The organism is Janthinobacterium sp. 17J80-10 (assembly GCF_004114795.1).
Classification (GTDB): Bacteria; Pseudomonadota; Gammaproteobacteria; order Burkholderiales; family Burkholderiaceae_D; genus Paucimonas.
Genome location: NZ_CP035311.1, coordinates 970020 through 993766, shown reverse-complemented (window position 1 = coordinate 993766; position 23747 = coordinate 970020). Strand labels below are relative to the sequence as shown.

At 60.7% G+C, this 23747-nt stretch carries 22 protein-coding genes and 1 other RNA gene; 2 read left to right on the top strand and 21 right to left on the bottom strand.

Annotated elements, in window-relative coordinates; genetic code table 11:
- Positions 1-27 precede the first annotated feature (27 nt).
- Positions 28-534, top strand: coding sequence for a DciA family protein (locus EKL02_RS04460; RefSeq protein WP_128900922.1), 507 nt, complete (start codon positions 28-30; stop codon positions 532-534).
- Here EKL02_RS04460 and lpxC read toward each other — a convergent pair whose 3' ends face one another.
- The 18 genes from lpxC to rnpB all read right to left on the bottom strand — a co-directional run bounded on the left by lpxC (position 535) and on the right by rnpB (position 20208).
- Positions 535-1470: a UDP-3-O-acyl-N-acetylglucosamine deacetylase gene (gene lpxC / locus EKL02_RS04455; protein WP_128900921.1), complete on the bottom strand. Its 936-nt coding sequence runs from the start codon at positions 1468-1470 to the stop codon at positions 535-537.
- A 44-nt stretch (positions 1471-1514) separates the two neighbouring features.
- On the bottom strand, positions 1515-2021 hold the full coding sequence (locus tag EKL02_RS04450; RefSeq protein WP_128900920.1) for a peroxiredoxin: 507 nt from the start codon (positions 2019-2021) through the stop codon (positions 1515-1517).
- A 171-nt stretch (positions 2022-2192) separates the two neighbouring features.
- A complete protein-coding gene (gene ftsZ / locus EKL02_RS04445; RefSeq protein WP_128900919.1) occupies positions 2193-3389 on the bottom strand; it encodes a cell division protein FtsZ in 1197 nt (398 codons plus the stop codon).
- A gap of 166 nt (positions 3390-3555) precedes the next feature.
- Positions 3556-4788 carry a cell division protein FtsA gene (ftsA, locus tag EKL02_RS04440; protein ID WP_128900918.1) on the bottom strand — a complete coding sequence of 411 codons (1233 nt, stop codon included), beginning with the start codon at positions 4786-4788 and terminating at the stop codon, positions 3556-3558.
- Position 4789: 1 nt separating this feature from the next.
- The gene (locus tag EKL02_RS04435) at positions 4790-5551 is read right to left on the bottom strand and encodes a cell division protein FtsQ/DivIB (RefSeq protein WP_128900917.1); all 762 of its coding nucleotides are present in this window, start codon (positions 5549-5551) and stop codon (positions 4790-4792) included.
- Positions 5552-5569: 18 nt separating this feature from the next.
- Positions 5570-6556 (bottom strand): D-alanine--D-alanine ligase, encoded by a 987-nt coding sequence (locus EKL02_RS04430; protein ID WP_128900916.1) that lies wholly within the window; start codon positions 6554-6556, stop codon positions 5570-5572.
- Positions 6557-6577: 21 nt separating this feature from the next.
- Positions 6578-7978: a UDP-N-acetylmuramate--L-alanine ligase gene (murC, locus tag EKL02_RS04425; protein ID WP_128900915.1), complete on the bottom strand. Its 1401-nt coding sequence runs from the start codon at positions 7976-7978 to the stop codon at positions 6578-6580.
- 13 nt (positions 7979-7991) lie between these two features.
- Positions 7992-9059, bottom strand: a complete 1068-nt coding sequence (gene murG / locus EKL02_RS04420) for an undecaprenyldiphospho-muramoylpentapeptide beta-N-acetylglucosaminyltransferase (protein ID WP_128900914.1) — start codon at positions 9057-9059, stop codon at positions 7992-7994.
- Positions 9056-10261 (bottom strand): putative lipid II flippase FtsW, encoded by a 1206-nt coding sequence (gene ftsW, locus EKL02_RS04415; protein WP_128900913.1) that lies wholly within the window; start codon positions 10259-10261, stop codon positions 9056-9058. The genes murG and ftsW overlap by 4 nt, the downstream gene beginning before the upstream one ends.
- A complete protein-coding gene (murD, locus tag EKL02_RS04410; RefSeq protein ID WP_128900912.1) occupies positions 10258-11757 on the bottom strand; it encodes a UDP-N-acetylmuramoyl-L-alanine--D-glutamate ligase in 1500 nt (499 codons plus the stop codon). The genes ftsW and murD overlap by 4 nt, the downstream gene beginning before the upstream one ends.
- An 11-nt stretch (positions 11758-11768) precedes the next feature.
- Positions 11769-12938, bottom strand: a complete 1170-nt coding sequence (mraY, locus tag EKL02_RS04405; RefSeq protein WP_128900911.1) for a phospho-N-acetylmuramoyl-pentapeptide-transferase — start codon at positions 12936-12938, stop codon at positions 11769-11771.
- A gap of 54 nt (positions 12939-12992) precedes the next feature.
- Complete coding sequence (gene murF / locus EKL02_RS04400) at positions 12993-14351, bottom strand: UDP-N-acetylmuramoyl-tripeptide--D-alanyl-D-alanine ligase (protein ID WP_128903377.1); 1359 nt, start codon at positions 14349-14351, stop codon at positions 12993-12995.
- Entirely contained in the window at positions 14351-15889 is a 1539-nt protein-coding gene (locus tag EKL02_RS04395) for a UDP-N-acetylmuramoyl-L-alanyl-D-glutamate--2,6-diaminopimelate ligase (protein WP_128900910.1), read from the bottom strand. The genes murF and EKL02_RS04395 overlap by 1 nt, the downstream gene beginning before the upstream one ends.
- Entirely contained in the window at positions 15889-17667 is a 1779-nt protein-coding gene (locus tag EKL02_RS04390; protein ID WP_128900909.1) for a penicillin-binding protein 2, read from the bottom strand. The genes EKL02_RS04395 and EKL02_RS04390 overlap by 1 nt, the downstream gene beginning before the upstream one ends.
- On the bottom strand, positions 17664-17936 hold the full coding sequence (gene ftsL, locus EKL02_RS04385; protein WP_128900908.1) for a cell division protein FtsL: 273 nt from the start codon (positions 17934-17936) through the stop codon (positions 17664-17666). The genes EKL02_RS04390 and ftsL overlap by 4 nt, the downstream gene beginning before the upstream one ends.
- Entirely contained in the window at positions 17933-18901 is a 969-nt protein-coding gene (gene rsmH, locus EKL02_RS04380) for a 16S rRNA (cytosine(1402)-N(4))-methyltransferase RsmH (RefSeq protein ID WP_128903376.1), read from the bottom strand. The genes ftsL and rsmH overlap by 4 nt, the downstream gene beginning before the upstream one ends.
- Positions 18902-18908: 7 nt before the next feature.
- The gene (mraZ, locus tag EKL02_RS04375; protein ID WP_128903375.1) at positions 18909-19337 is read right to left on the bottom strand and encodes a division/cell wall cluster transcriptional repressor MraZ; all 429 of its coding nucleotides are present in this window, start codon (positions 19335-19337) and stop codon (positions 18909-18911) included.
- Positions 19338-19852: 515 nt separating this feature from the next.
- Positions 19853-20208, bottom strand: an RNA gene (rnpB, locus tag EKL02_RS04370) — RNase P RNA component class A.
- 155 nt (positions 20209-20363) lie between these two features.
- Here rnpB and cls point away from each other — a divergent pair.
- Positions 20364-21626: a cardiolipin synthase gene (gene cls, locus EKL02_RS04365; protein WP_128900907.1), complete on the top strand. Its 1263-nt coding sequence runs from the start codon at positions 20364-20366 to the stop codon at positions 21624-21626.
- 48 nt (positions 21627-21674) lie between these two features.
- On the opposite strand, the gene minE is transcribed toward cls, so the two are convergent.
- From minE to minC, 3 genes are all read right to left on the bottom strand, one after another.
- On the bottom strand, positions 21675-21938 hold the full coding sequence (gene minE / locus EKL02_RS04360; RefSeq protein WP_128900906.1) for a cell division topological specificity factor MinE: 264 nt from the start codon (positions 21936-21938) through the stop codon (positions 21675-21677).
- Position 21939: 1 nt separating this feature from the next.
- Positions 21940-22755, bottom strand: coding sequence for a septum site-determining protein MinD (gene minD, locus EKL02_RS04355; protein WP_128900905.1), 816 nt, complete (start codon positions 22753-22755; stop codon positions 21940-21942).
- Positions 22756-22831: 76 nt separating this feature from the next.
- On the bottom strand, positions 22832-23593 hold the full coding sequence (gene minC, locus EKL02_RS04350) for a septum site-determining protein MinC (RefSeq protein ID WP_128900904.1): 762 nt from the start codon (positions 23591-23593) through the stop codon (positions 22832-22834).
- Positions 23594-23747 lie beyond the last annotated feature (154 nt).

Here is a 23747-nt window from a genome sequence, read left to right as displayed (position 1 = left end):
CCTGGGGAGGTGTGATAAGGTTGGGAAATGTCTTCCTCTAATTCATACCCCTATCCACCGAGACGCCCGGCCCACGGCGGTTCTACCCGCGCTGCCCAGGGCGTTACAGACTTTTTGCAAAAGCACGACAAGCTTGGCATGCTGCTGCCCGCACTTGAACGCCTGGGCACGCTGGAAAAAGCCTGTGCCAAGGCACTGCCCGCCATTTTTGAAACATGCTCGGTCCTGAACCTGGAAGCAGGCCAGCTGGTGCTCGCCGCGCCGAATGCGGCGCTTGCAAGCAAGCTGAAACAGCAATTGCCAAAATTGCAAAGTTTTTTGCAACAACAAGGCTGGCAGGTTAACGCAATCCGAATCAAAGTGCAAGTTGGAAAAATCCATGAAAAATCAATCACTTCCAAGCAAATTGCATTGTCAAATCGAGCTTTGACAGCCTTTGCCGCACTGGAAGATTCACTCGAGCCGTCAGACCGCAATGCCAGCCTGAAGGCTGCATTGCAGGCCATGCTCAACCGCCACAGTGCTCAAGGTTGATCAGGCAAGTGCCCATTCCTCGCCGGCCTGCAAGGTATAGCTGCGGGGGGCGTTGTCCATCGAATCGAACGTGACGATGTCGTAGGCATCGGGCTGCGCCAGCAAGGCGCGCAGCAATTGATTGTTCAAGCCGTGGCCGGATTTATGCGCGACATAGGCTGCCAGCAGGGGATGGCCTACCAGGTACAGGTCGCCGATGGCATCGAGTATCTTGTGTCGCACGAATTCATTTTCATAGCGCAGGCCATCCGGATTCAGGATCCGGTACTCGTCCATGACGATGGCGTTTTCCAGTGAGCCACCGCGCGCCAGGCCCATGCCGCGCAGGGTTTCCACGTCCTGCATGAAACCGAAAGTGCGGGCGCGGGCGATTTCCTTGACATAGGATTCCGCTTCGAAATCCACCTCGGCAATCTGGCCGGTACGGTCGACTGCCGGATGGTTGAATTCAATGAAAAACTTGAGCTTGAAGCCATTATAGGGTTCCAGGCGGGCCCACTTCAGCTTGTCGCCCTCGCCCTCGCGCACTTCCACTGCCTTTTTGACGCGAATGAACTTCTTGGCTGCCTCCTGCTCCAGCAAGCCAGCCTGCTGGAGCAGGAATACAAAAGACGAAGCCGAGCCATCCATGATGGGGATTTCTTCGGCCGTCAGGTCGATATACAGGTTATCGATGCCCAGGCCCGCGCATGCCGACATCAGGTGCTCGACAGTGGAGACCTTTACCCCGTCCTTGTCCAGTGTCGACGCCATGCGGGTGTCGCCCACACCCACAGCGCTGGCAGGCAATTCCACCGGCGGCGCCAGGTCGACCCGCCGGAACACGATGCCCGTGTCCGGCGGCGCCGGACGCAGCGTGAGATCCACCCTGGTACCGGAATGCAGTCCGATACCGATGGTCTTGACCAGTTGTTTGACGGTGCGCTGTTTGAGCATGCGGCGATTATAACAATTTACCGAAACGTGAATTGTAACGGGAATTATCCCAGCTGCTTGAGCAGGGTTGGGGCATCGGAGGATTCAAACTTGCCGGCTTGCTCGACATTCAATTGCCGCACGACGCCATCCTCGACCAGCATGGAATAGCGCTGCGAACGCGTGCCCAGGCCACCCTTGCTGAAATCGGCATCCAGTCCGAGCGCCTTGCTAAAATCCGCATTGCCGTCGGACAGCATGCGCACCACCCCGGTAGCCTTCAACTCGCGGCCCCAGGCGCCCATGACGAACGGATCGTTGACGGCGATGCACCAGATTTCATCGACGCCACGGGCCTTGAAATCGGCAGCCTGGCTGATATAGCCTGGCGCATGTTTTTCCGAGCAGGTTGGCGTGAATGCGCCGGGCACGGCAAAAATGGCAATCTTTTTACCTTTGGTCAGGTCGCCTACGTTGAATTTGTTGGGGCCGAGGGAGCAGCCTTCGGATTCGACTTCAATAAATTCACGCAGCTCGCCTGCTGGCAGACGGTCACCGATCTGGATGGTCATGCGGGTTCTCCATTTTTCAATGTGGTTGGGAACGGGATGGCGCTACTGTCCCGCGTATACATAAAGTTGGGGACAGAGTAACCCGCCGCGCTACGGCGGCTTGTAAACTCTGTCCCCAATTCAGGAAACGCTCAGTATGCCTTGTTCCGCAGATTCCTGCAGAACCCGGAATCAGTCTGCTTGCTTGCGCAGGAATGCCGGAATATCGTAAGTTTCCATGCCATTCTTTTCGAGCGCTCGCACGGTTTCCGACGCCGAGGAATTGTGACGCCAGACTGCCGGCGCCTTCAAGCCTTCGAATGCCTGCCCGGCCGGAGTTGCCATGCCGTGGCCGGCCTGGTTACCACCCATCGCGGCGATCGGCTCGTTGTGGGTGCCGGTGCGCAGCATCGGCGTCTGCACCAGTTGCACGTTCTTGCGTGCGCGGCCCAGGCCGGTCGCCACCACGGTCACGCGGATGTCGTCGCCCATGGTGTCGTCGTAAGCGATACCCTGTGCAATCGAGGCGTCGGGAGCGGCAAATGCGCGCACGGTCGCCATGACTTCCTTGATTTCCTTGCCCTTCAGGCTGCGGCTGGCCGTCACGTTCACCAGCACGCCGCGCGCGCCGGAGAGGTCGATGCCATCCAGCAGCGGCGAGGCGACTGCCTGTTCAGCAGCGATGCGGGCGCGGTCGATGCCTGACGCCGTCGCGGTACCCATCATGGCCTTGCCCTGCTCACCCATGATGGTCTTGACGTCGTTGAAGTCGACATTGATGTGGCCCGGGACATTGATGATTTCGGCAATACCGGCAACGGCATTGTTCAGCACGTCGTCGGCATGCTGCAGCCATTCGATCATGCTGTCGTCTTCATAGATCTCTTCGAGCTTCTCGTTCAGGATCACGATCAGGGAATCGACATGCTGGCTCAGCGCTTCGAGGCCTTCGTCGGCGATTTCCATGCACTTCTTGCCCTCGTAGGAGAACGGCTTGGAAACCACCGCCACGGTCAGGGCGCCCAGTGACTTGGCCACTTCCGCAACGATCGGCGCAGCGCCGGTGCCGGTGCCGCCACCCATGCCCGCGGCGATGAACACCATGTGCGCGCCGCGCAAGGCATCCTCGATACGGGCGCGCGATTCTTCCGCCAGCTGGCGGCCCACAGCCGGCTTCATGCCGGCGCCCAGGCCGGTTTCGCCGATCTGGATGACATTGTGTGCCTTGGATTGCGCCAGCGCCTGTGCGTCGGTGTTGGCGGCGATGAATTCCACGCCGTTGACGCCCTTGTTGATCATGTGTTGGACCGCATTGCCGCCGGCACCGCCGACACCCACGACCTTGATCACTGTTCCCAGAGATGCATTATCCAGCATATCGATTTCCATGATGACTCCCTATCATTAGTATGCAGTTTTCAGTCGTTAGGCACCACGCGGTGTGGCGCCTAGCAACTGCTAACTGCGGGTGGTTACATAAAAAACAAAAAACTACATTACAGTTAAAAACGGTTGAGGACAGAGTACCGCTACGCTTAACTCCGCCCCCAAATAGCTAGAAGTTACCCAAAAACCATTCCTTCATGCGCTGCCAGATCGCCTTGGCCGAACCATCCTGGCGGCTGACGATGTGACCCCGCAGATACTGCTTTTTCGCTTCCAGCAACAGGCCCAGCACGGTGGCATAGCGCGGGCTGCGGACCACGTCAGCCAGCTGGCCGCTGTATTCCGGCATGCCCAGACGCGTCGGCTTGAGGAAGATGTCTTCCGCCATCTCGACCATTCCCGGCATCATTGCCGTGCCGCCGGTCAGCACGACACCGGAAGACAACACTTCCTCGTAGCCCGACTCGCGCACCACCTGGTGCACCAGCGCAAACAATTCCTCCACACGGGGCTCGATCACTGCCGCCAGCGCCTGGCGCGACAAGGTGCGCGATCCGCGATCACCCAGGCCAGGCACTTCCAGCGTTTCGTTGGGATCGGCCAGCACCTGCTTGGCAACGCCAAAACGCAGCTTGATTTCCTCGGCTTCCGCAGTCGGTGTGCGCAAGGCCATGGCGATGTCGTTGGTGATCTGGTCGCCGGCAATCGGGATCACGGCGGTATGGCGGATCGCCCCTTCCGTGAAGATGGCCACGTCAGTCGTGCCGCCGCCGATATCCACCAGCACCACGCCCAGCTCTTTCTCGTCCGGCGTCAGCACCGCGTCGGCCGAGGCCATCGGCTGCAGGATCAGGTCGGACACTTCCAGGCCGCAGCGGCGCACGCACTTGACGATGTTCTGCACCGCCGATACCGCGCCAGTCACGATGTGCACTTTCACTTCCAGGCGGATGCCGCTCATGCCGATCGGCTCGCGCACGTCTTCCTGGCTGTCGACGATGAATTCCTGCGGCACGGTATGCAGTAATTGCTGGTCGGTCGGGATATTGACTGCCTTGGCGGTTTCGATCACGCGCGCGACGTCGGTGGCGGTCACTTCCTTGTCCTTGATCGCCACCATGCCGCTGGAATTGAAGCTGCGGATATGGCTGCCGGCGATGCCTGTGAAGACATTCCTGATCTTGCAATCGGCCATCAGCTCGGCTTCCTCAAGCGCGCGCTGGATCGATTCGACGGTTGCCTCGATATTCACCACGACGCCTTTTTTCAGGCCTTTGGAGTCGTGCTGGCCCAGGCCGATCACCTCGTGGCGGCCGTTGGGCAACACCTCGGCCACCACCGCCACCACCTTGGAAGTGCCGATGTCGAGACCGACGATCAGATTTTTTGCGTCTTTTGTCATGTTATTTCGTTTTCCCCATTCCCAATGCCAGACCGCCAGCCTTCAAAGCCATGCCGTTCGGGTAGCGCATATCAACGTTTTCGATGCGGTCCTGCAGTCGTGCAACGAGTTGCGGATATACCGCAACCAGCCGCGCAACCCGTTCTTTCAAGGTGCTACTGGTCTGCTCGCGCCCCAGCTCCACCGTCATGCCATTGTCCAGCTTCACCGTCCAGGCATAGCGGCCCGACAGGCGCACGGCGTCCGGCTCCAGATTGACCGATGCAAACCAGTCCTGCAGCTCGTGATAACGCATCATCACTTCTTTCTCGCTGCCATCCGGGCCGGCAAATTCCGGCAAATCGCCGTCTTCCTCTGCTTCTGCCAGGTTGGCGACAAATATCTCGCCCTGCTCCGACAACAACCTTCCTTCCTGCCCCCAGGTGCCCAACGGCACATGCTCTTCCAGCGTCACCACCAGGCGGTTAGGCCATTCGCGCCGTACGGCAGCCTTGCGAACCCAGGGCACCGACTCGAAGGCGGCGCGCACGGCGCCCAGGTTGGCGGTAAAAAAATTCCCTTTCAGACGCGGCAGCGCCGTGCTGCGCACCGTCGACGCATTCACACGGCGCAACTCCGCTCCTGCCCCCTCGATACGGATTTCCTGCAGCGTAAACATCGGTCGCTGCGCCAGCCACCACAGGCCGCCGCCCAGCAATGCGAGCACAAACAGGCCGAGCAAGGTGCCGGCTGCCGCATTCAACATTTTGACGTCGTGCCACATGGAGTTCGCGCTATGCCCTTATTCCGGTTTCCAGTCCTGCGTCGCCTTGAGTTCCAGCGCAGCCGAACGCAGGATCTCAACGCACAAATCTTCGTAGCTGACGCCGGCGGCCTTTGCCGACATCGGCACCAGCGAATGTCCGGTCATGCCAGGCGACGAATTCAGCTCCAGCAGATAGGGCGCATTGTCGGTAGCGCGCAGCATGAAATCGACACGCCCCCAGCCGGCGCAACCGACTGCATTGAAAGCGCGCAGCGCCAGTGCCTGTATCTTCTCGGTCAGCTCCGCATCCAGCGGAGCGGGGCACAGGTACTGGGTATCGTCGCTGAAATACTTGTTCTGGTAATCGTAATTGCCTTGCGGCGCGCGGATTTCCACGATCGGCAATGCGCGGGCAGTGCGCCCCTTGCCGAGCACCGGCACCGTCAGTTCGCGGCCCGTGATGAACTCTTCGGCCAGCACGACTTCATCGTACTTCGCGCAATGCGCAAAGCCGGCTTCCAGGTCGGCGGCGTCACTGACCTTGCTGATGCCGATGGTCGAGCCTTCATGCGGCGCCTTGAGCATCAGCGGCATGCCCAATTCGCTTGCAGTCTGGTGCAATTGCGTCGCCGGCGTTGCCAGCGCGTCGAACACCGCAAAGCGCGGTGTCGGCAAGTCGTGCGACAGCCAGATGCGCTTGGTCATCACCTTGTCCATGGCAATCGAGGATGCCATCACGCCGGAACCGGTGTAGGGGATGCCCAGTTGCTCAAGCGCGCCCTGCAGGCTACCGTCCTCGCCGAAGCGGCCATGCAGCGCGATGAAAACACGGTCAAATTTTTCTGCAGCCAGTTCCGACAGGCTACGCAGCCCGGTATCGAAACCATGGGCATCGACGCCCTTGCTCTGCAAGGCCTGCAGTACGCCGGCGCCGGACATCAGCGACACTTCGCGCTCGGCCGACCTGCCGCCGTACAGAACGCCTACTTTTCCGAATTCCCTGGTCATATTCTCTTTGTCCATATTTATTGCCACTTTTTCCGCTCAAGCGCCTTGGGCAAGCTTGCCGGGAACACCGCTGATCGAGCCCGCCCCCATCGTCATCACGACATCGCCATCACGCACGATGTCCAGGATGGTGCCGGGCATGTCAGCAATATTTTCAACGAACACCGGATCGACCTTGCCCAGCACACGCAAGGCATGTGCCAGCGCGCGCCCGTCGGCGGCGACGATGGGTTGCTCGCCGGCGGCATAGACTTCCGCCAGCACCAGCGCATCTGAGCTCGACAGCACCTTGACGAAATCCTCGAACAGATCGCGGGTGCGCGTGTAACGGTGCGGCTGGAATGCCAGCACCAGCCGCCGTCCCGGGTAGGCGCCGCGCGCCGCGGACAGGGTAGCGGCGGTCTCCACCGGGTGGTGGCCATAGTCATCGACCAGCGCAAACGTTCCGGCGGGCCTGCCATCCCTGGCGGGAATTGCGACTTCGCCGTAGCGGGTGAAGCGGCGGCCGACGCCATGAAATTCCGCCAGCGCCTTTTGCGTAGCGGCGTCATCGACCCCCAGCTCGCGCGCGATCGCAATGGCGGCGCAGGCGTTCTGCACATTGTGCATGCCCGGCTGGTTCAGGCGCACATGCAGCGGCGCGTAATCTTTTTGCAGCACCGTGAATTCCATGTGGCTGTTGACCGCGCGCGCATCCACCGCGCGCACCTGCGCCTCTTCGTGGAAACCGTAGGTGACGATGGGCTTGGAAATCTGCGGCATGATATCGCGCACATGCGGATCGTCGACGCACAGCATGGCCACGCCATAGAAAGGCAGGCGCTGGGTGAATTCGACGAAAGCCTGCTTGAGCTTGCCGAAGTCGTGGTTGTAGGTCTCCATGTGGTCGGCATCGATGTTGGTGATGACCTCGATGCACGGCGACAGGTTCAGGAACGAGGCATCCGACTCATCCGCTTCGGCGACCAGAAAATCGCCCGATCCCAACTTGGCATTGGCGCCGGCGGAAGTCAGCCGCCCGCCGATCACGAAAGTCGGGTCCAGCCCGCCTTCGGCCAGCACGCTGGCCACCAGGCTGGTGGTCGTGGTCTTGCCGTGGGTGCCGGCGATGGCAATCCCCTGCTTCAGGCGCATCAGTTCAGCCAGCATCACCGCGCGTGGCACGATGGGAATGCGCTTTTCACGCGCGGCAATGACTTCCGGATTGTCGGCCTTGACCGCCGTGGAAGTAACGATCGCATCCGCCTCGCCGATATTTTCCGGCGCGTGGCCCTGCAACACCCGCGCGCCCAGGCCTGCCAGGCGCTGGGTGGCGGCGTTGTTGCCGAGGTCCGAGCCGGACACGGTATAACCGAGGTTGAGCAGCACCTCCGCGATGCCGCTCATACCGGAGCCGCCAATACCGACGAAATGGATGTTTTTAACCTTGTGTTTCATTCGTTTTCGCTATTCATGCTACTTGTTCCAAAACCTGCGCAATCGCCGCATTGGCATCGCGCCGGCCGTTTTCATGGGCTGCCACGGCCATGGCCAGGCAATCTTCCCTTGTCAGCTTCTGCACCAGCTGCGCCAGGCTCTCCGGGCTCAACCCGGACTGCGGCAAATGGATTGCCGCCTTCTGTGCTGCCATCCAGCTGGCGTTGTCGCGCTGATGCGTCGTGGTCGACGCCAGCAGCGGCACCAGCACGCTCGCCACGCCCGTCGCCGTCAATTCCGACACGGTGACAGCGCCGGCGCGGCAGATCACCAGGTCGGCCTCGGCATAGCGGCGCGCCATATCGTCGATAAACGGCAGCACTTCCGCCTGCACCCCTGCTGCCGCGTACGCAGCGCGCAATGCCTCGATGTGCTGTTTGCCCGACTGGTGCACCACCACTGGACGCTCTTGCAGCGGAATTGCTGCGAGCGCCTGCGGCACGCAATCATTCAGGGCGCGGGCGCCGAGGCTGCCGCCAACCACCAGCAGCCGCAACGGGCCGGTGCGCGCGGCAAAACGCTCGGCCGGCGCCGGCAATGCCAGGATCTCTCCGCGTACCGGATTTCCCGTCACCTGCGCCTTGCCTGCCGCAACGCCAAAGTCCGCCGGGAAACCGAACAGCACGCGCGCTGCCACCGGAGCGAGCGCCTTGTTCGACAAAAGCAAGGCGGCATCGGCATTGACCAGCACCAGCGGCACCCCGCGCAAGCGCGCCATCAGGCCGCCCGGCACGGTCACGTATCCACCCATGCCCAGCACCACGTCCGGCTTCCTGCGGCCAAGAATGCGAAAACAGGCGGAAAAACTTGCCGCCATCTTCCCGATGCCTGACAGCGTATGACGCAAGCCCTTGCCGCGCAGGCCAGCGAAATCGATCGTATCCATCTCGATGCCCTGCTTCGGCACCAGGTCACGCTCCATGCCGTGCGCTGTGCCCAGCCACGACACTTGCCAGCCGCGCTCACGCATGGTCTGGGCAATCGCCAGCCCGGGGAAAATATGTCCACCGGTCCCGGCGGCCATGATCAACAGGCGTTTCATACCCGGCCTCCGCGCATGAGTACCCTGTTTTCATAATCAATCCGCAACAGGATCGCCAGGCCGACGCAATTGATCAGCACGCCCGAACCGCCATAACTCATCAGCGGCAGGGTCAGCCCCTTGGTCGGCAGCAGACCCAGGTTGACGCCCATGTTAATGAAGGCTTGCACGCCGATCCAGATGCCGATGCCCTTGGCGGTCAGACCAGCAAAGGTCTGGTCCATTGCGATGGCGTGGCGACCGATTTCGAATGCACGCTTGACGATCCAGTAAAACATGGCGACCACAACCAGTACACCAACGAATCCGAGTTCCTCGCCGATGACAGCCAGCAGAAAATCCGTATGCGCTTCTGGCAGGTAATGCAGTTTTTCGACACTGCCACCCAGACCGACGCCGAACCATTCGCCGCGTCCAAAGGCGATCAGCGAATGCGACAGCTGGTAAGCCTTGCCCAGGGCATTTTCTTCTTCCCATGGATTCATATAGGCAAAGATGCGCTCGCGGCGCCACGGCGACAGCATGATCACCAGGGAAAATATTCCGACCAGGGTCGCAGCAATGCCGCCAAACCAGATACCGTTGATTCCGCCCAAGAACAAGATGCCCATCGCGATACAGACGATGACGCCGAATGCCCCCATATCCGGCTCCAGCAACAGCAGCAGGCCGACAATGATCAGCGCCGCCGCCATCGGCAAGAACCCTTTGGTCAGGCGATGCATGTATTCCTGCTTGCGCACTGTGTAGTCTGCGGCATACAGCACCATCATCAGCTTCATCAATTCCGACGGCTGCAAATTGAATACCTTGAACGACAGCCAGCGCTTGGCGCCATTGACGCCTTTGCCAAGACCCGGCACCAGAACAAGCACAAGCAATACCAATACGCCGACAAAAAGATAGGGCGCCCATTTTTGCCAGGTCTCGATCCGGACCCGGAAGGCAAACAGGCCGGCCATTATGGCGATGCCGATAAAGGTCGCCTGCCGCACCAGGAAATGATGGTTCGTGTAATTCGCATACTTCCTTGAGTCGGGGAGCGAAATCGACGCCGAATACACCATCACCATGCCGAACAACATCAGCAACACCACCACCCAGACCAGCGGCTGGTCGTACTCCATCATGCGCGAGCGCTGCGCCAGGCCGGGGACCGGCCTGGAAGCTGCACCAGCAAAGGATGGCAGGCCGAATTTCATGCAAGCACCTCGCCGGCAGCCGCGGCGATATCACGCACGGCATCGATGAAAACTTCAGCCCGGTGGGCGTAATTGCGGAACATGTCCAGGCTCGCGCATGCTGGCGACAGCAAGACAGCGTCACCAGCCTGCGCCAGACGCGCAGCTTGTTGGGTGGCTTCCTGCAAGCTGGAACAGTCGACCAGTTCCACGCCGGAATCGGCAAGCGCGGCGCGAATGGCACCGGCATCCTTGCCAATCAACAGTACGGCCCGCGCGTAACGCGCTACCGGCTCGGCCAGCGGCGCGAATTCCTGCCCCTTGCCGTCGCCGCCTGCAATCAGCACCAGTTTCTTGCCGTACGCAAGCATGCCGGAACCGAGGCCATTCAGGGCCGCCACAGTGGCACCGACATTGGTGCCCTTGCTGTCATCGTAATAATCGACGCCGGCGATGCAGGCCACCCGTTCGACCCGGTGCGGCTCGCCGGCGTAGTCGCGCAAGCCATGCAGCAGCGGCGCCAGCGGCAAATCGATCGCCCTGCACAACGCCAGCGCAGCAAGTGCATTCATGGCATTGTGCCGGCCGCGAATCTTCAGCGCATCGACAGGCATCAGGCGCTTGACCGTCACCGGCAACTCTTCTTCGCTACCCTTCTTGCGGCGCTTTTTCTGGCTTTCCTCGGCGGCTTCCGCCACCGTGAGCCATTGCATGCCGTTTTCATCGACCAGGCCAAAGGCATTGGCCTGGTCCGGCTCATCCGATCCAAAACTGCACTGCGTCCCAAGTGGCGCGGCCATGCGCATGACCCATGCATCGTCACGATTCAACACGCGCACCGTATTGGCGCCGAAAATCCTTGCCTTGTCGGCGGCGTAGGCTTGCATGTCGCCATGCCAGTCGAGGTGATCCTGGGTCACATTCAGCACGGTTGCGGCATCGGCCTGCAGGCTGAATGTGCTGTGCAGCTGGAAGCTCGACAATTCCAGCACCCAGGCTTGCGGCAAGCTGTCACCGTCAAGCGCTTCGCGCAGCACGTCGAGCGCCGCCGGGCTGATGTTGCCGGCCACTTGCACGGCAAGTCCTGCGCGCCGGCACAGCAGGCCGGTCAGGCTGGTCACGGTGGTCTTGCCATTGGTGCCGGTGATGGCAATCACTTTCGGCGCATAGTCGCGTTCTTCCTTGAGCGCAGCCAGTGCCTGGGCAAACAGTTCGATCTCGCCCCAAAGCGGGATATTGCGCTCGGCGGCTGCCGGGGTGATTTCGGCCAGCTCCCGCATCGGCGCCAGCCCCGGGCTCAGCACCGCGAAATCAATGCCATCCAGCAGACTGGCCGTAAAAGGTCCGGCGACGAATTGCGCCGTCGGGATTTTTTCCTGCAGCTGCGACAGGCGTTCCGGGTTGGCGCGCGTATCGGCGACGCGCAGCGTAGCGCCGCAGCGTGCGAGCCACAGCGCCATCGCCAGGCCCGATTCCCCGAGCCCGAGCACCAGAACTTGTTTGCCTTGGTAATTCACCTGTTGGTCCCTTAACGCAGCTTCAAGGTAGACAATCCGAACAGCACCAGCATCATGGTGATGATCCAGAACCGCACCACTACCTGGGTTTCCTTCCAGCCCTTCTGTTCATAATGATGGTGCAGCGGCGCCATCAGAAGAATGCGGCGGCCGACGCCATAGCGCTTTTTCGTAAACTTGAAATACATCACCTGCGCCATCACCGACAGTGTCTCGACAACAAAGATGCCGCCCATGATGAACAGGACGATTTCCTGGCGCACGATGACGGCAATGGTGCCCAGCGCGCCGCCCAGCGCCAGCGCACCGACGTCGCCCATGAACACTTGCGCCGGGTGGGCGTTAAACCAGAGGAATGCCAGGCCGGCACCCGCCATCGCGCCGCAAAAAATCAGCAATTCGCCAGCGCCCGGGATATGCGGAATCAGCAGGTACTTGGCATAGGTGACGCTGCCGGTCAGATAGGCGAACAGGCCAAGCGCGCTGCCCACCATCACGGTCGGCATGATCGCCAGGCCATCCAGGCCATCGGTCAGGTTGACCGCATTGCTGGTGCCGACGATGACGAAATAGGTCAGGGCGATGAAACCCCATACGCCCAGAGGATAGCTGATGGTCTTGAAGAACGGCACGATCAGGTCGGCCTTGGGCGGCAAGTCCATGCTGAAGCCGGATTGCACCCATGCCAGGAACAAGTCCCACACGCCGCTGTTGGTCGGCGCGGATACCGAAAACGCCAGGTACAGCGCAGCGGCAAGTCCGATCAGCGATTGCCAGAAATACTTTTCCCTGGAGCGCATGCCATTGGGGTCCTTGTAGACCACCTTGCGATAGTCATCCACCCAGCCGATCGCACCGAAACCGAGCGTGACGATCAATACCGGCCAGATGAAGCGGTTGCTCCAGTCTGCCCACAGCAATACGGATACGCCGATGGCGATCAGGATCAGGGCGCCGCCCATGGTCGGCGTGCCGCTCTTGATCAGGTGCGTTTGCGGGCCATCGGTACGGACAGCCTGGCCGACCTTCAGGCGCGCCAGCGTGCGGATGACAGCAGGCCCGGCGATCAGGCCAATCGCCAGCGCCGTCAGCGTGGCAAAGACCGCGCGGAACGTAATGAAATTGAAGACACGGAAAGTGCCGATGTCTTCCTGAAAATATTGTGCCAGCCAGAGCAGCATGCTAATTAACTTTCGAAAATCTTGAAATATGTTTGGACAGGTGCGCCGTTACGCTCAGGCCTGTCCGGTTACCAATAAACTTGCCACCACGCGCTCCATTTTCATGAACCGCGACCCCTTGACCAGCGTGGTGGCGCCAGCCGTCACCGCCGCCTGCGCGGCGGCGTTCAATTCCTGGATATCCTCGAAGTGCGTGGCCCCGTCGCCGAATGCAGCGCTGGCGTCGCGCGCCATCTCGCCCAGTGTCAGCAAGCGTTCGATGCCGCGCGCAGCCGCATAAGCGCCCACTTCACGATGAAATTGCGGCCCCTGATCACCCACTTCGCCCATGTCGCCCAGCACCAGCAAGCGCGGCGACGGCGCCTGCGCCAGCACGTCGATGGCAGCGCGCACCGAATCGGGATTGGCGTTATAGGTATCGTCGATGACCAGTGCGCCGTTGGCCGCGGTTTTTCTTTGCAGGCGGCCGTTGACCGGCGCGAAGGCTTCCAGTCCTTTGCGCACGGTTTGTGCATCGATGCCGATGGCCAGGGTGCAGGCAGCCGCTGCCAGGGCATTGCGGACATTGTGCTCGCCGGCCGCTGCCAAGTTCACGCTGAACTGTTGCCCGGCGAAAGTCACAGTCACATCGCTGCCAAAAACGTTTGCCGTATAGCTGCCGCGCACGTCGGCTTCTTCATTGAAACCAAAACCCAGCACGCGCCGGTTGCCGGCATAACCGCGCCACAGCGCAGTAAATGGGTCGTCGGACGGGAACACAGCGACGCCGTCAGCTGGCAGGCCACGGATAACCGCGCCGTTTTCCTCGGCGACTGCCGCCACGCTCGCCATGAATTCCTGGTGCTCGCGTTGTGCATTGTTGACCAGTGCGACGACTGGCTGCGCGATTGCCGACAGCACGGCGATTTCACCGGGATGGTTCATGCCAAGTTCGATGACCGCGGCGCGGCAGGCGGCATCGAGCCGGAACACTGTCAGCGGCACGCCGATATCGTTGTTCAGGTTGCCGCGCGTAGCCAGGATATGTTCTGCGCCGTGCGCGGCTGCCAGGATGGCAGCGATCATTTCCTTGACCGTAGTCTTGCCATTGCTGCCGGTGACGCCGATGACCGGCAAGGCATGCTGCCGGCGCCACCAGGCCGCCATTTCACCCAGGGCTGCGCGCGTATCCGGCACGACCAGGGCGGGCAACGCGAATCCGGCCGGCACGCGTTCCACGATAACTGCCGCCGCGCCTTGCGCAGCGACTTGCTCCAGGTATTCATGGGCGTCGAAGCGTTCACCTTTGAGTGCCACGAACAGGTTGCCTGCGGCAACGCTGCGGCTGTCAGTAGACACGCCGGCAAATGCGGCATCCTGCTGCAGGGTTGATCCGGACACACAAGGCTGCAGCTTGGCGAGGGTTGCGCGAATCACAGGGCGCCTCCGTGCGTGGCGCGCGTGGCCAATGCCAGCGCAGCATGGTCGGCATCCAGGAAAGGCAGCTTGCGTCCCTTGATTTCCTGCGTACTCTCGTGACCCTTCCCGGCCAGGAGGATCACGTCGTTCTTTTCCGCGTGCCTGACGGCCCGCAGGATGGCGCCGGCGCGGTCTTCGACCGCCAGAGGCGCATGTTTCATGTTTTCCAAACCTTCTTCCATTCCTTGCATGATTTGCGCAATGATGTCCGCCGCCGCTTCGCTGCGCGGATTATCGCTGGTAACGATCACATGATCGGCCAGCATCGAGACCTTGCCCATTTGCGGGCGCTTGCCCGGATCCCGGTCGCCGCCGCAGCCGAACACGCACCACAGCGCACCCTGCCGCTCCTGCGCAACAGGACGCAGCGCAGCCAGTGTTTTTTCCAGTGCATCCGGGGTATGGGCGTAATCGATCACGACCAACGGCGCATCTTCGCCGCCGAGCTGCTGCATGCGACCGGGTACAGCAACCAGGAATTCCACGGCAGCGATTGCCGCGCTCCAGTCAATGCCGCGCGCCAGCAGGCAGCCAATAATGGCCAGTACATTGCTGACGTTGAAATTTCCGACCAGCCTGGTTTTCACCTGGGCAGAGCCGAAAGGCGAGTTGAGGGCGAAAGTGGTGCCTGCATGGCTGCTACGGATATCGGACGCCTGCAACACGGCGACGCCTGGCGCCATCTTGCCGGTCAGGCTGAAGCCGATGAGCGCGGCCGGCGCAGCACTGTTTTGCACCTGGCGCACCAGGCGCGCGCCCATGTCGTCATCCAGGTTGATGACGGCATGACGCAAGCCCGGCCAGTCGAACAGCATGGCCTTGGAGGCTTCATAGGCAGCCATGTCGCCATGGTAATCCAGATGGTCGCGCGTGAGATTGGTAAAAACCGCCACGTCCACGTGCATCCCCGCCATGCGCCCCTGCTCCAGGCCAATCGAGGAGGCTTCGATCGCCAGCGCCTCAGCGCCCTGCTGGCGCAGTCCGTCCAGGCTGCGCTGCAGCAGCACGGCATCCGGCGTGGTATAACCGGTGGCAGCCAGATTATCTGCGACACCCTGCCGATAAATGCCATTGCCGAGCGTGCCGATCACGCCGGTGGCGGTGCCCAGTTGCGAGAGCGCCGCGCCAAGCCACTGGGTGCATGAAGTCTTGCCATTGGTGCCGGTGACCGCCACCACGAACATGTCGCGATCGGGCCCGCCGTAAAAGCCGCAGGCGATTTCACCCGCCACCGCCTTCAAGCCGGCAACAGCCATCTGCGGCACCCGCCAGCTGTCGTCCCAGGCGAAGCCCTCGGTTTCATAGACGACCGCTGCAGCGCCCGCCGCAATTGCCTGGGCGATGAACCGGCGTCCGTCGCCGGCGTCGCCTGGATACGCGAAAAACACGTCGCCTGCGGCAATGGCGCGCGAATCGGCGGCAAGCTGCGCTTGGGGCGCGGTTTGCTGCAGCCAGGCCACGACCTGTTGCGGAACGCGTGTCGGGGCGATCATCACAAGCTCTCCCTGACGGCATCTTTGGGAACGATGATGTCGGTCACCGTGGAGTCCGGCGAGACGTTCAGCGAACGCAGGGCGTTGGCCGCCACGGCAGCGAACACTGGCGCAGCTACCGCGCCACCGTAATAGGATTTCGACGATGGCTCATCGACCATGACGGCAATCACGATGCGCGGATCGGAGACCGGCGCAAAACCGACGAAGGAGGCGATATATTTGTTGGCATAGCGGCCGTTGACCAGCTTGTGCGCCGTGCCGGTCTTGCCTGCGACGCGGTAACCAGGCACTTGCGCCTGGGTCGCAGTGCCGCCGGGCTGCGTCACGGACTCCAGCATGGCGCGCATTTCGCGCGCGGTCTTTTCGCTGAACACGCGCTGGCTGGCGGGCGCATCGGCGATCTTGTGGAACGACAGCGGGATGATGTCGCCGTCGCGGGCGAAAACCAGATAGGAACGCGCCAGCTGCAGCAGCGATACCGACATGCCGTGGCCATAGCTCATGGTGGCCTGCTCGATCGGGCGCCAGGACTTGTAGGGCCGCACCCGGCCGGCGACCGCGCCGGGAAAGCCGAAGCGCGGCTGGTGACCAAAACCCAGCGTGGTAAACATTTCCCACATATCCTGCGCCTGCAACTGCAGCGCCATCTTGGCAGTGCCGATGTTGGAGGATTTCTGGATCACTTCCGACACAGTCAGGATGCCGTGTGCATGCGCGTCGCCAATCGTTGCGGTACCGATCGTCATGCGTCCTGGCGCCGTCTGGATCTGGGTAGCAGGATTTACCAGGCGGCGCTCGAGTGCAAGCGCCACCGTAAAGGCTTTCATGGCCGAACCGGGCTCGAAGGTGTCGGTCAGCACACGGTTGCGCAGCTGTGCGCCGGTCAGGCCGGAACGCTGATTCGGGTTATAGGTTGGCATGTTGGCCAGCGCCAGAACTTCGCCCGTCTTCACATCCAGCACCACGATGCCAGCCGCCTTGGCGTTGTTCTTTTCGACCGCTTCCTTCAGCTGCGTGAAAGCGATGTACTGGATCTTGCTGTCGACTGACAGCGTCATGTCCTTGCCATCATGGGGCTCGCGCACCGCCTCGATATCCTCGACGATACGACCGAGCCGGTCCTTGATCACGCGCCGGCTGCCAGTGATGCCGGCAAGGTTTTTCTGCGCCGCCAGCTCGATGCCTTCCTGGCCGACGTCCTCGACATTGGTGAAGCCGACGATATGCGCCATAACTTCACCCTGTGGATAAAACCGCTTGTATTCCTTGCGGGTGTAGATGCCGCCGATGCCGAGCTTGACGATCTTGTCGGCGACGTCCTGTTCGACCTGGCGCTTGAGGTACACAAAGCTGCGGTCGGAATCGAGCTTGGCTTTCAGGTCGCGCTCGCTCATCTCCAGCAGGCGCGCCAGCGCGCGCAATTTTTCTTGCGGCGCATCGGCGACATCCTCGGGAATCGCCCAGATTGCCTTGACCGGCAGCGACGACGCCAGCACCTGGCCGTTACGGTCGGTGATCTTGCCGCGCGTGGCGGGCAGTTCGAGCGTACGGGCGTAACGGGAAGCGCCCTGCTTTTGCAGGAATTCGTTGGAGATGCCTTGCAGCCAGAGCGCCCGGCCAACCAGCGCGGCAAACGCTGCAAACAGCATGAACAAGACCAGGCGCGAGCGCCAGGCCGGCAATTTCACCGCCAGGACGGGACTAGCGGAAAACGGCAGCCCCCTGGAAGCAGCCACACGGCCGCCATTTCCGGAACGCAGCAAGGAGCGTGTCATCGTGCCCCCGCCGTCAGGTATTGCGCACGCGCAGGCGTCAATGCCACCATGCCCAGGTCACGCCGGGCATTGGCTTCGATGCGGGCATGCTTGCCCAGCGTGGATTGATCGAGCTGCAATTGCGCCCATGCGATATCGAGCTCCCGGGCTGTGGCCTGGGCACGCTCGAGCTCGATGAAGAGCTGGCGCGACCTGTACTGCGCGCTGACCAGCGCCAGCGCGCAAATGATCAGCAACAGCGTCAGCAAGGCGCTCAGGCGGCCGCTCATGCAGGCTCCCCGGGCAATGGCAGGCGCTGCGCGACACGCAGCACCGCCGAGCGCGAGCGCGGATTGGCGGCAATTTCGGCAGCGGATGGCTTGGCTTTTCCCAGCAGTTTCAGCAGGGGCTGCGGCAAGTCGACGGCACGAATCGGCAGGCGGCGGTCGGGCTGCGGCAGCCTGGCCTTGCCGGCCATGAACTGCTTGACAATGCGATCCTCCAGCGAATGAAAGCTGATCACAGCCATTCTCCCCCCCGGCGCCAACAGCTGAAAAGCCTGCTCCAGCCCTATTTCGAGTTCTTCAAGCTCTTTATTGATGAAAATCCGGATAGCCTGAAAGGTGCGAGTTGCCGGGTCCTTGCCCTTCTCGCGGGTTTTGACGGCGTGTGCCACGATCTCGGCAAGCTGTCGTGTGCCTGAAATTGGCTCGACTGCCCGGCGAGCAGCAATCGCCTTTGCAATCTGAAAAGCAAACCGTTCTTCCCCATATTCGCGTATCACTTTCTCGATAATCCGTTCGTCTTCGGTGGCCAGCCATTCCGCTGCCGACATGCCGCGCGTAGTATCCATGCGCATGTCGAGCGGACCATCGCCGCGAAAACTGAAACCCCGCGCCGCATCATCGACTTGCGGCGAGGAGATACCCAGGTCCAGCAACACCCCTTGCACTTGCGCTACACCTTGCTGCGCCAGCGCTTCAGCCATGCCGGCGAAACTGCCGTGCACAATGGCAAAACGCGGGTCAGCGATCGCCTGTGCCGCCGCGATCGCCTGCAAATCCTTGTCAAACGCCAGCAGGCTTCCTGCCGCATCCAGACGCGCCAGAATCAAGCGGCTATGCCCGCCGCGCCCGAAGGTGCCGTCGACATACCGGCCGCCGGCGCGCGCGCCGGTAATATCCAGGGCATCGACCGCCTCTTCCAGCAACACCGTACGGTGCTGCAACTCTGGCACCGCCTGATCAGAATTCATCACGGGGCTAGAAGGAAAAATCGCTCAACACGTCCGGCATGCCATTGGCAATCGCCTGCGCCTCACTTTCGGCCAGCTTGGCCGCGTCCCAGACCTCGAAGTGACTACCCATCCCCAGCAACATGACATCGCGCGACAAGCCGACGGCACTGCGCAATTCGGGGGCGATCAGGATGCGGCCGGCAGTATCCATTTCCACATCGGAGGCGTTACCGAGAAAAATGCGTTGCCACGCACGCGCCGACATTGGCCAGCCGGCGATCTGTTCGCGGTGTTGCTCCCACACGGGGCGCGGGAACAGCAACAGGCAGCCGTGGGGGTGCTTGGTCAGGGTAATGCGTCCCTCGCATTGCAGCGACAAGGCGTCACGGTGCCTGGCCGGAATCGACATCCGGCCCTTGGCATCGAGATTCAACGCTGACGCACCCTGGAACACTGGGATAACCCTCACTTTTTACTGGTATGGCTTAACTGGGAAGTATTCTTTGGAGAGGAAATCTTTAAAAATCCCCCACAAAAATACACTTTTTGACACTTGCACCCACTTTAGAGGATGGACTTTTTGCGGTCAAGTAATATTCAGAGGGTGAAATGATCTTTTTTTCTTTCCAGTCAAACACTTAGCGCACTTCTCTGAGACACCACCGAAAAGGTTTTTCCAAGAAAATGAAGTACTTACCGAAAACAATGAATGTAGGCTCTTAGATAAACACATGTGTTTATATTTGCAACAATGCTTGGGAGGGTAAATTCCGGGCAGAAATAGTTTTGAAAACGTCCATGGAAGACGTTCATTGCGCATGCCGCGCCGGCCGCATCCGGCGTTACATTGACGATGTAATGCGCCGAATCAGACAGCGCGAGCACAGGCTGGTTCCCACAAGGAACATTTAATGGAGGAAAAAGGAAAGAAAGTTTGGCGATGTATCGCGTTGCACGATCCAGGACAAAAAATAAAGCAAGCCGATAGGCCGGATTCTGTTACGGCCGACAAGTTTCCCTGGCGGCTATGACAGCCATTCCTCTAGGCCATGAATTACTCCATGGCTCAAGCTTCCTACCCGCACGCTCCGCGAGCAACATCAACGCGTGCCTATTTGGAATTGCTCCGGGTGGAGGTTACCGCGTTTCACCGTAACTGAATACGCTCGTCTCTGTGGCCCTGTTCCTCGCCTTATACCCTCCCGGCTTGCGCCGGCCAGGCTTTCAGCGGACGGCCGTTAACCGTCACCCTGCTCTGTGGAGTCCGGACCTTCCTCCCGCCGGCGGCATGAATGCCCCCGGCCAGCGGCTGTCTGGCTTGCTTCAGGCGAGATTGTACGGCAAATCCAATGCCCTGGCGGCATCCGCAGCGAGAATTGATGCATGCTAACGTTTTCCATCGTGTCATGGAGTAATGTGGCAAGAGCCTTCCAGCAGATACCCCATCATGACGTGGAAACAACGCGCGGCCAAAAATAAAATGCTCCTTATCCTAGCCAGTGTTCTTGCCACGCTGATTGTCGGGCTCATCGTGATCAATTTTACGCTGGGCGAAAAAAAGGTGACGCGCGACATTCCTCATCGCTACACGGTCAATGATGCGCAATTTCGCCGTACCATGGGCGTCATGCTGGGGCCCACCATCGTTGCCGGCAACCGCATCGACACCCTCCTCAACGGTGACCAGATCTTCCCGGCAATGCTGCAAGCCATCCGCGCCGCGGAACACACCATCACCTTTGAAACCTTCATCTACTGGTCCGGCGAGGTCGGCAAGGAATTTGCCGAAGCCCTTGCCGAGCGCGCCCGCGCCGGCGTGAAAGTGCATGTGCTGCTGGACTGGGTTGGCAGCAACAAGATGGAAGATAACCAGATCGACGCCATGCGGCAAGCCGGCGTGGAAATCCTGAAATACCGGCCGCTGCGCTGGTATAACATCAGCCGCATCAATAACCGCACGCACCGCAAATTACTGGTCATCGATGGAAAAATCGGCTTTACCGGCGGCGTCGGCATTGCCGACAAATGGCGCGGCAAGGCGCAAGACCCCGACCACTGGCGTGACTCCCATTTCCGCATCGAGGGGCCGGTCGTGGCGCAAATGCAGGCAGTCGCACTGGACAACTGGATGAAAACCACGGGCAAGGTATTGCATGGGGCGGAATACTTTCCAGCACTGCAGCCGGCTGGCGACAGCCCTGCGCAAATGTTTTCAAGCTCTCCCTCGGGCGGCAGCGAAAGCATGGAACTGATGTACTTGCTGGCAATCACCGCGGCAAAAAAATCGATTTACCTGTCAAGCGCGTACTTCGTGCCGGATGAACTGGTCCTGCAGGCCCTGGTCGCTGCGGTTGAGCGCGGCGTCAAGGTGCAGGTGATCGTGCCCGGCAAACATATCGATACCGACACCGTGCGGCGCGCCTCGCGCGGGCAATGGGGTGATCTGCTGAAGGCCGGCGTGGAAATCTTCGAGTATCAGCCGACCATGTTTCACTGCAAGGTCATGGTGGTGGATGAATTACTGGTGTCGGTGGGCTCCACCAACTTTGACGATCGCTCGTTCAGGCTGAATGATGAAGCCAACCTGAATGTATACAGCGAAGAATTTGCGCAGCACAAGATCGCCATTTTCCAGCAAGACTTGCAGCAATCCCGCCGCATCACGCTGGAACAATGGCAATCCCGGCCACTCCTGGAAAAACTGCTCGAACATACGCTGGCCCTGGCCGCGCCGCTGCTGTAAAGCGGTGGCACGGCCAGGGGTCACCCGCCGACCAGCGAGAAGTGGCGGTTACCGTGCCGACAGCACGTCCGGCAAGACGACATTCACATCCAGCACTTCCAGATTGCCCTGGCGATCCAGCGAGATCTTGATATCGTCCTGGCTGACCTTGGTGTACTTGGAAATCACCGCAATCAATTCCTTGCGCAAGGCAGGCAGGAAATCCGGCGCATCACGGTCATTGCGCTCATGCGCAATGATGATCTGCAGCCGCTCCTTGGCGGCAGCAGCCGATTTGGGTTTGGTATTGAAGAGGAAGGAAAGAAGCGCCATGTCACTTGCCTCCGAAAATACGCTTGAGCAAGCCCGGCTTTTCATAATCGGTAAAGCGCAGCGGCAGTTCCTCGCCGAGGAAGCGCGCCACCACGTCCTGGTAAGCCTGTGCCACATCGCTGCCGGCCATGTGGATGGCCGGATTTCCCTGGTTGGAGGCATGCAGCACCGATTCCGATTCCGGAATGATGCCCAGGAGCGGGATGCGCAGGATTTCCTGGACATCGGTGTACGACAGCATCTCGCCCGCATCGACGCGCTTGGGCACGTAGCGGGTAATCAGCAAGTGTTCCTTGACCGGTTCGCCGCCATTCTGGGCACGGCGCGACTTGGCCTGGATGATGCCGAGGATGCGGTCGGAGTCGCGCACTGACGACACTTCCGGGTTGGTCACCACGATGGCTTCATCGGCAAAAGTCAGTGCCATCACGGCGCCGCGCTCGATGCCTGCCGGGGAATCGCACACGATGTATTCAAATCCCATCGCCACCAGATCGTTCAAGACGCGCTCGACGCCCTCCTCGCTCAAGGCATCCTTGTCGCGGGTCTGCGATGCCGGCAGCACGAACAGGTTGTCGCAATGCTTGTCCTTGATCAGCGCCTGATTGAGGGTGGCTTCATTGTTGATGACATTGACCAGGTCGTACACCACGCGACGTTCGCAGCCCATGATCAAGTCGAGGTTACGCAAGCCGACATCGAAGTCCAGCACGGCGGTCTTGTGACCACGCAAGGCCAGGCCGGAGGAAAAGCTGGCGCTCGAAGTGGTCTTGCCGACCCCTCCCTTGCCCGATGTCACGACGATGATCTTTGCCACTAAATGCTCCTTTTTCAATTATTACGAGACAGAAGCAAATCCTGCCCTGCCGTCAAATGATTAACAAATTGCAATTTTAATTCGGATTGACCGGAACCAGTTCAATTCTGTCGCCGTCCAGCCTCACTTGCACCGGATGATGGAAGACATTCGTGGCAAAACCGTTCTCGAAGGTGCTGTAAATGCCGGCAATCGACACCAGTTCCGCCTCCATGTTCAGCGCAAAAATACGTGCCGCCGTATTGCCGGAAGCCCCGGCCAGCGCGCGTCCGCGCAGCGGCGCGTACACGTGGATGCTGCCGTCGGCGATCAGCTCGGCACCGGCATTGACGATTGCCGTCACCACCAGGTCGGCACCACGCGCATACACGCGCTGGCCGGCGCGCACGGGCGTGTCGATGATCATGGTATTTGCTGCGGGCATCTGTACTGGTGCGGGGGCTGCCACCGGCGCGACGGGCTGGGCAGCGACGGGGGCAGGCGGCGCCGGTTCCGGCTCGGCCGTGCGCGGGGCGGCAGGCAGCACATCCAGGCTCAACCCGGCGGCGATGATGTCCGGCGCCAGTTCGGGCGCGGCATTGCGCACCGCCACTGGATTCAGGTGGTACGATTTAAACAGGGCAATCAGCCCCGGCCAGTCGATGCCGCCAGCCGCAAGATCGAGCGTACCAACGTCGATGACGGCAAATTCGTCATCAAAATAATCGCCCGCCCCTCCCGTCATTTCTTCCATGGCCTGGTTCAGCAACGGCAATTCGACTTCGTGAAGGATGACTGAAACAGCCACAACGGTAGAAATCTTGATTTCGACAGGCTTGCGGGATTGAATTTTGGACATGAAAACGCTACTCAAAAAACGGGAAATGCGACAGCACGGCAGTCAAGAATGATTGAACGCAATACGACTGTGGCTCGCAAGTATAGGGATAAGTTTCGCAATTGGGCAAGAAAACTCATTCCCCGATGCATTTCCGCCAGCAGACTGTTTTAAA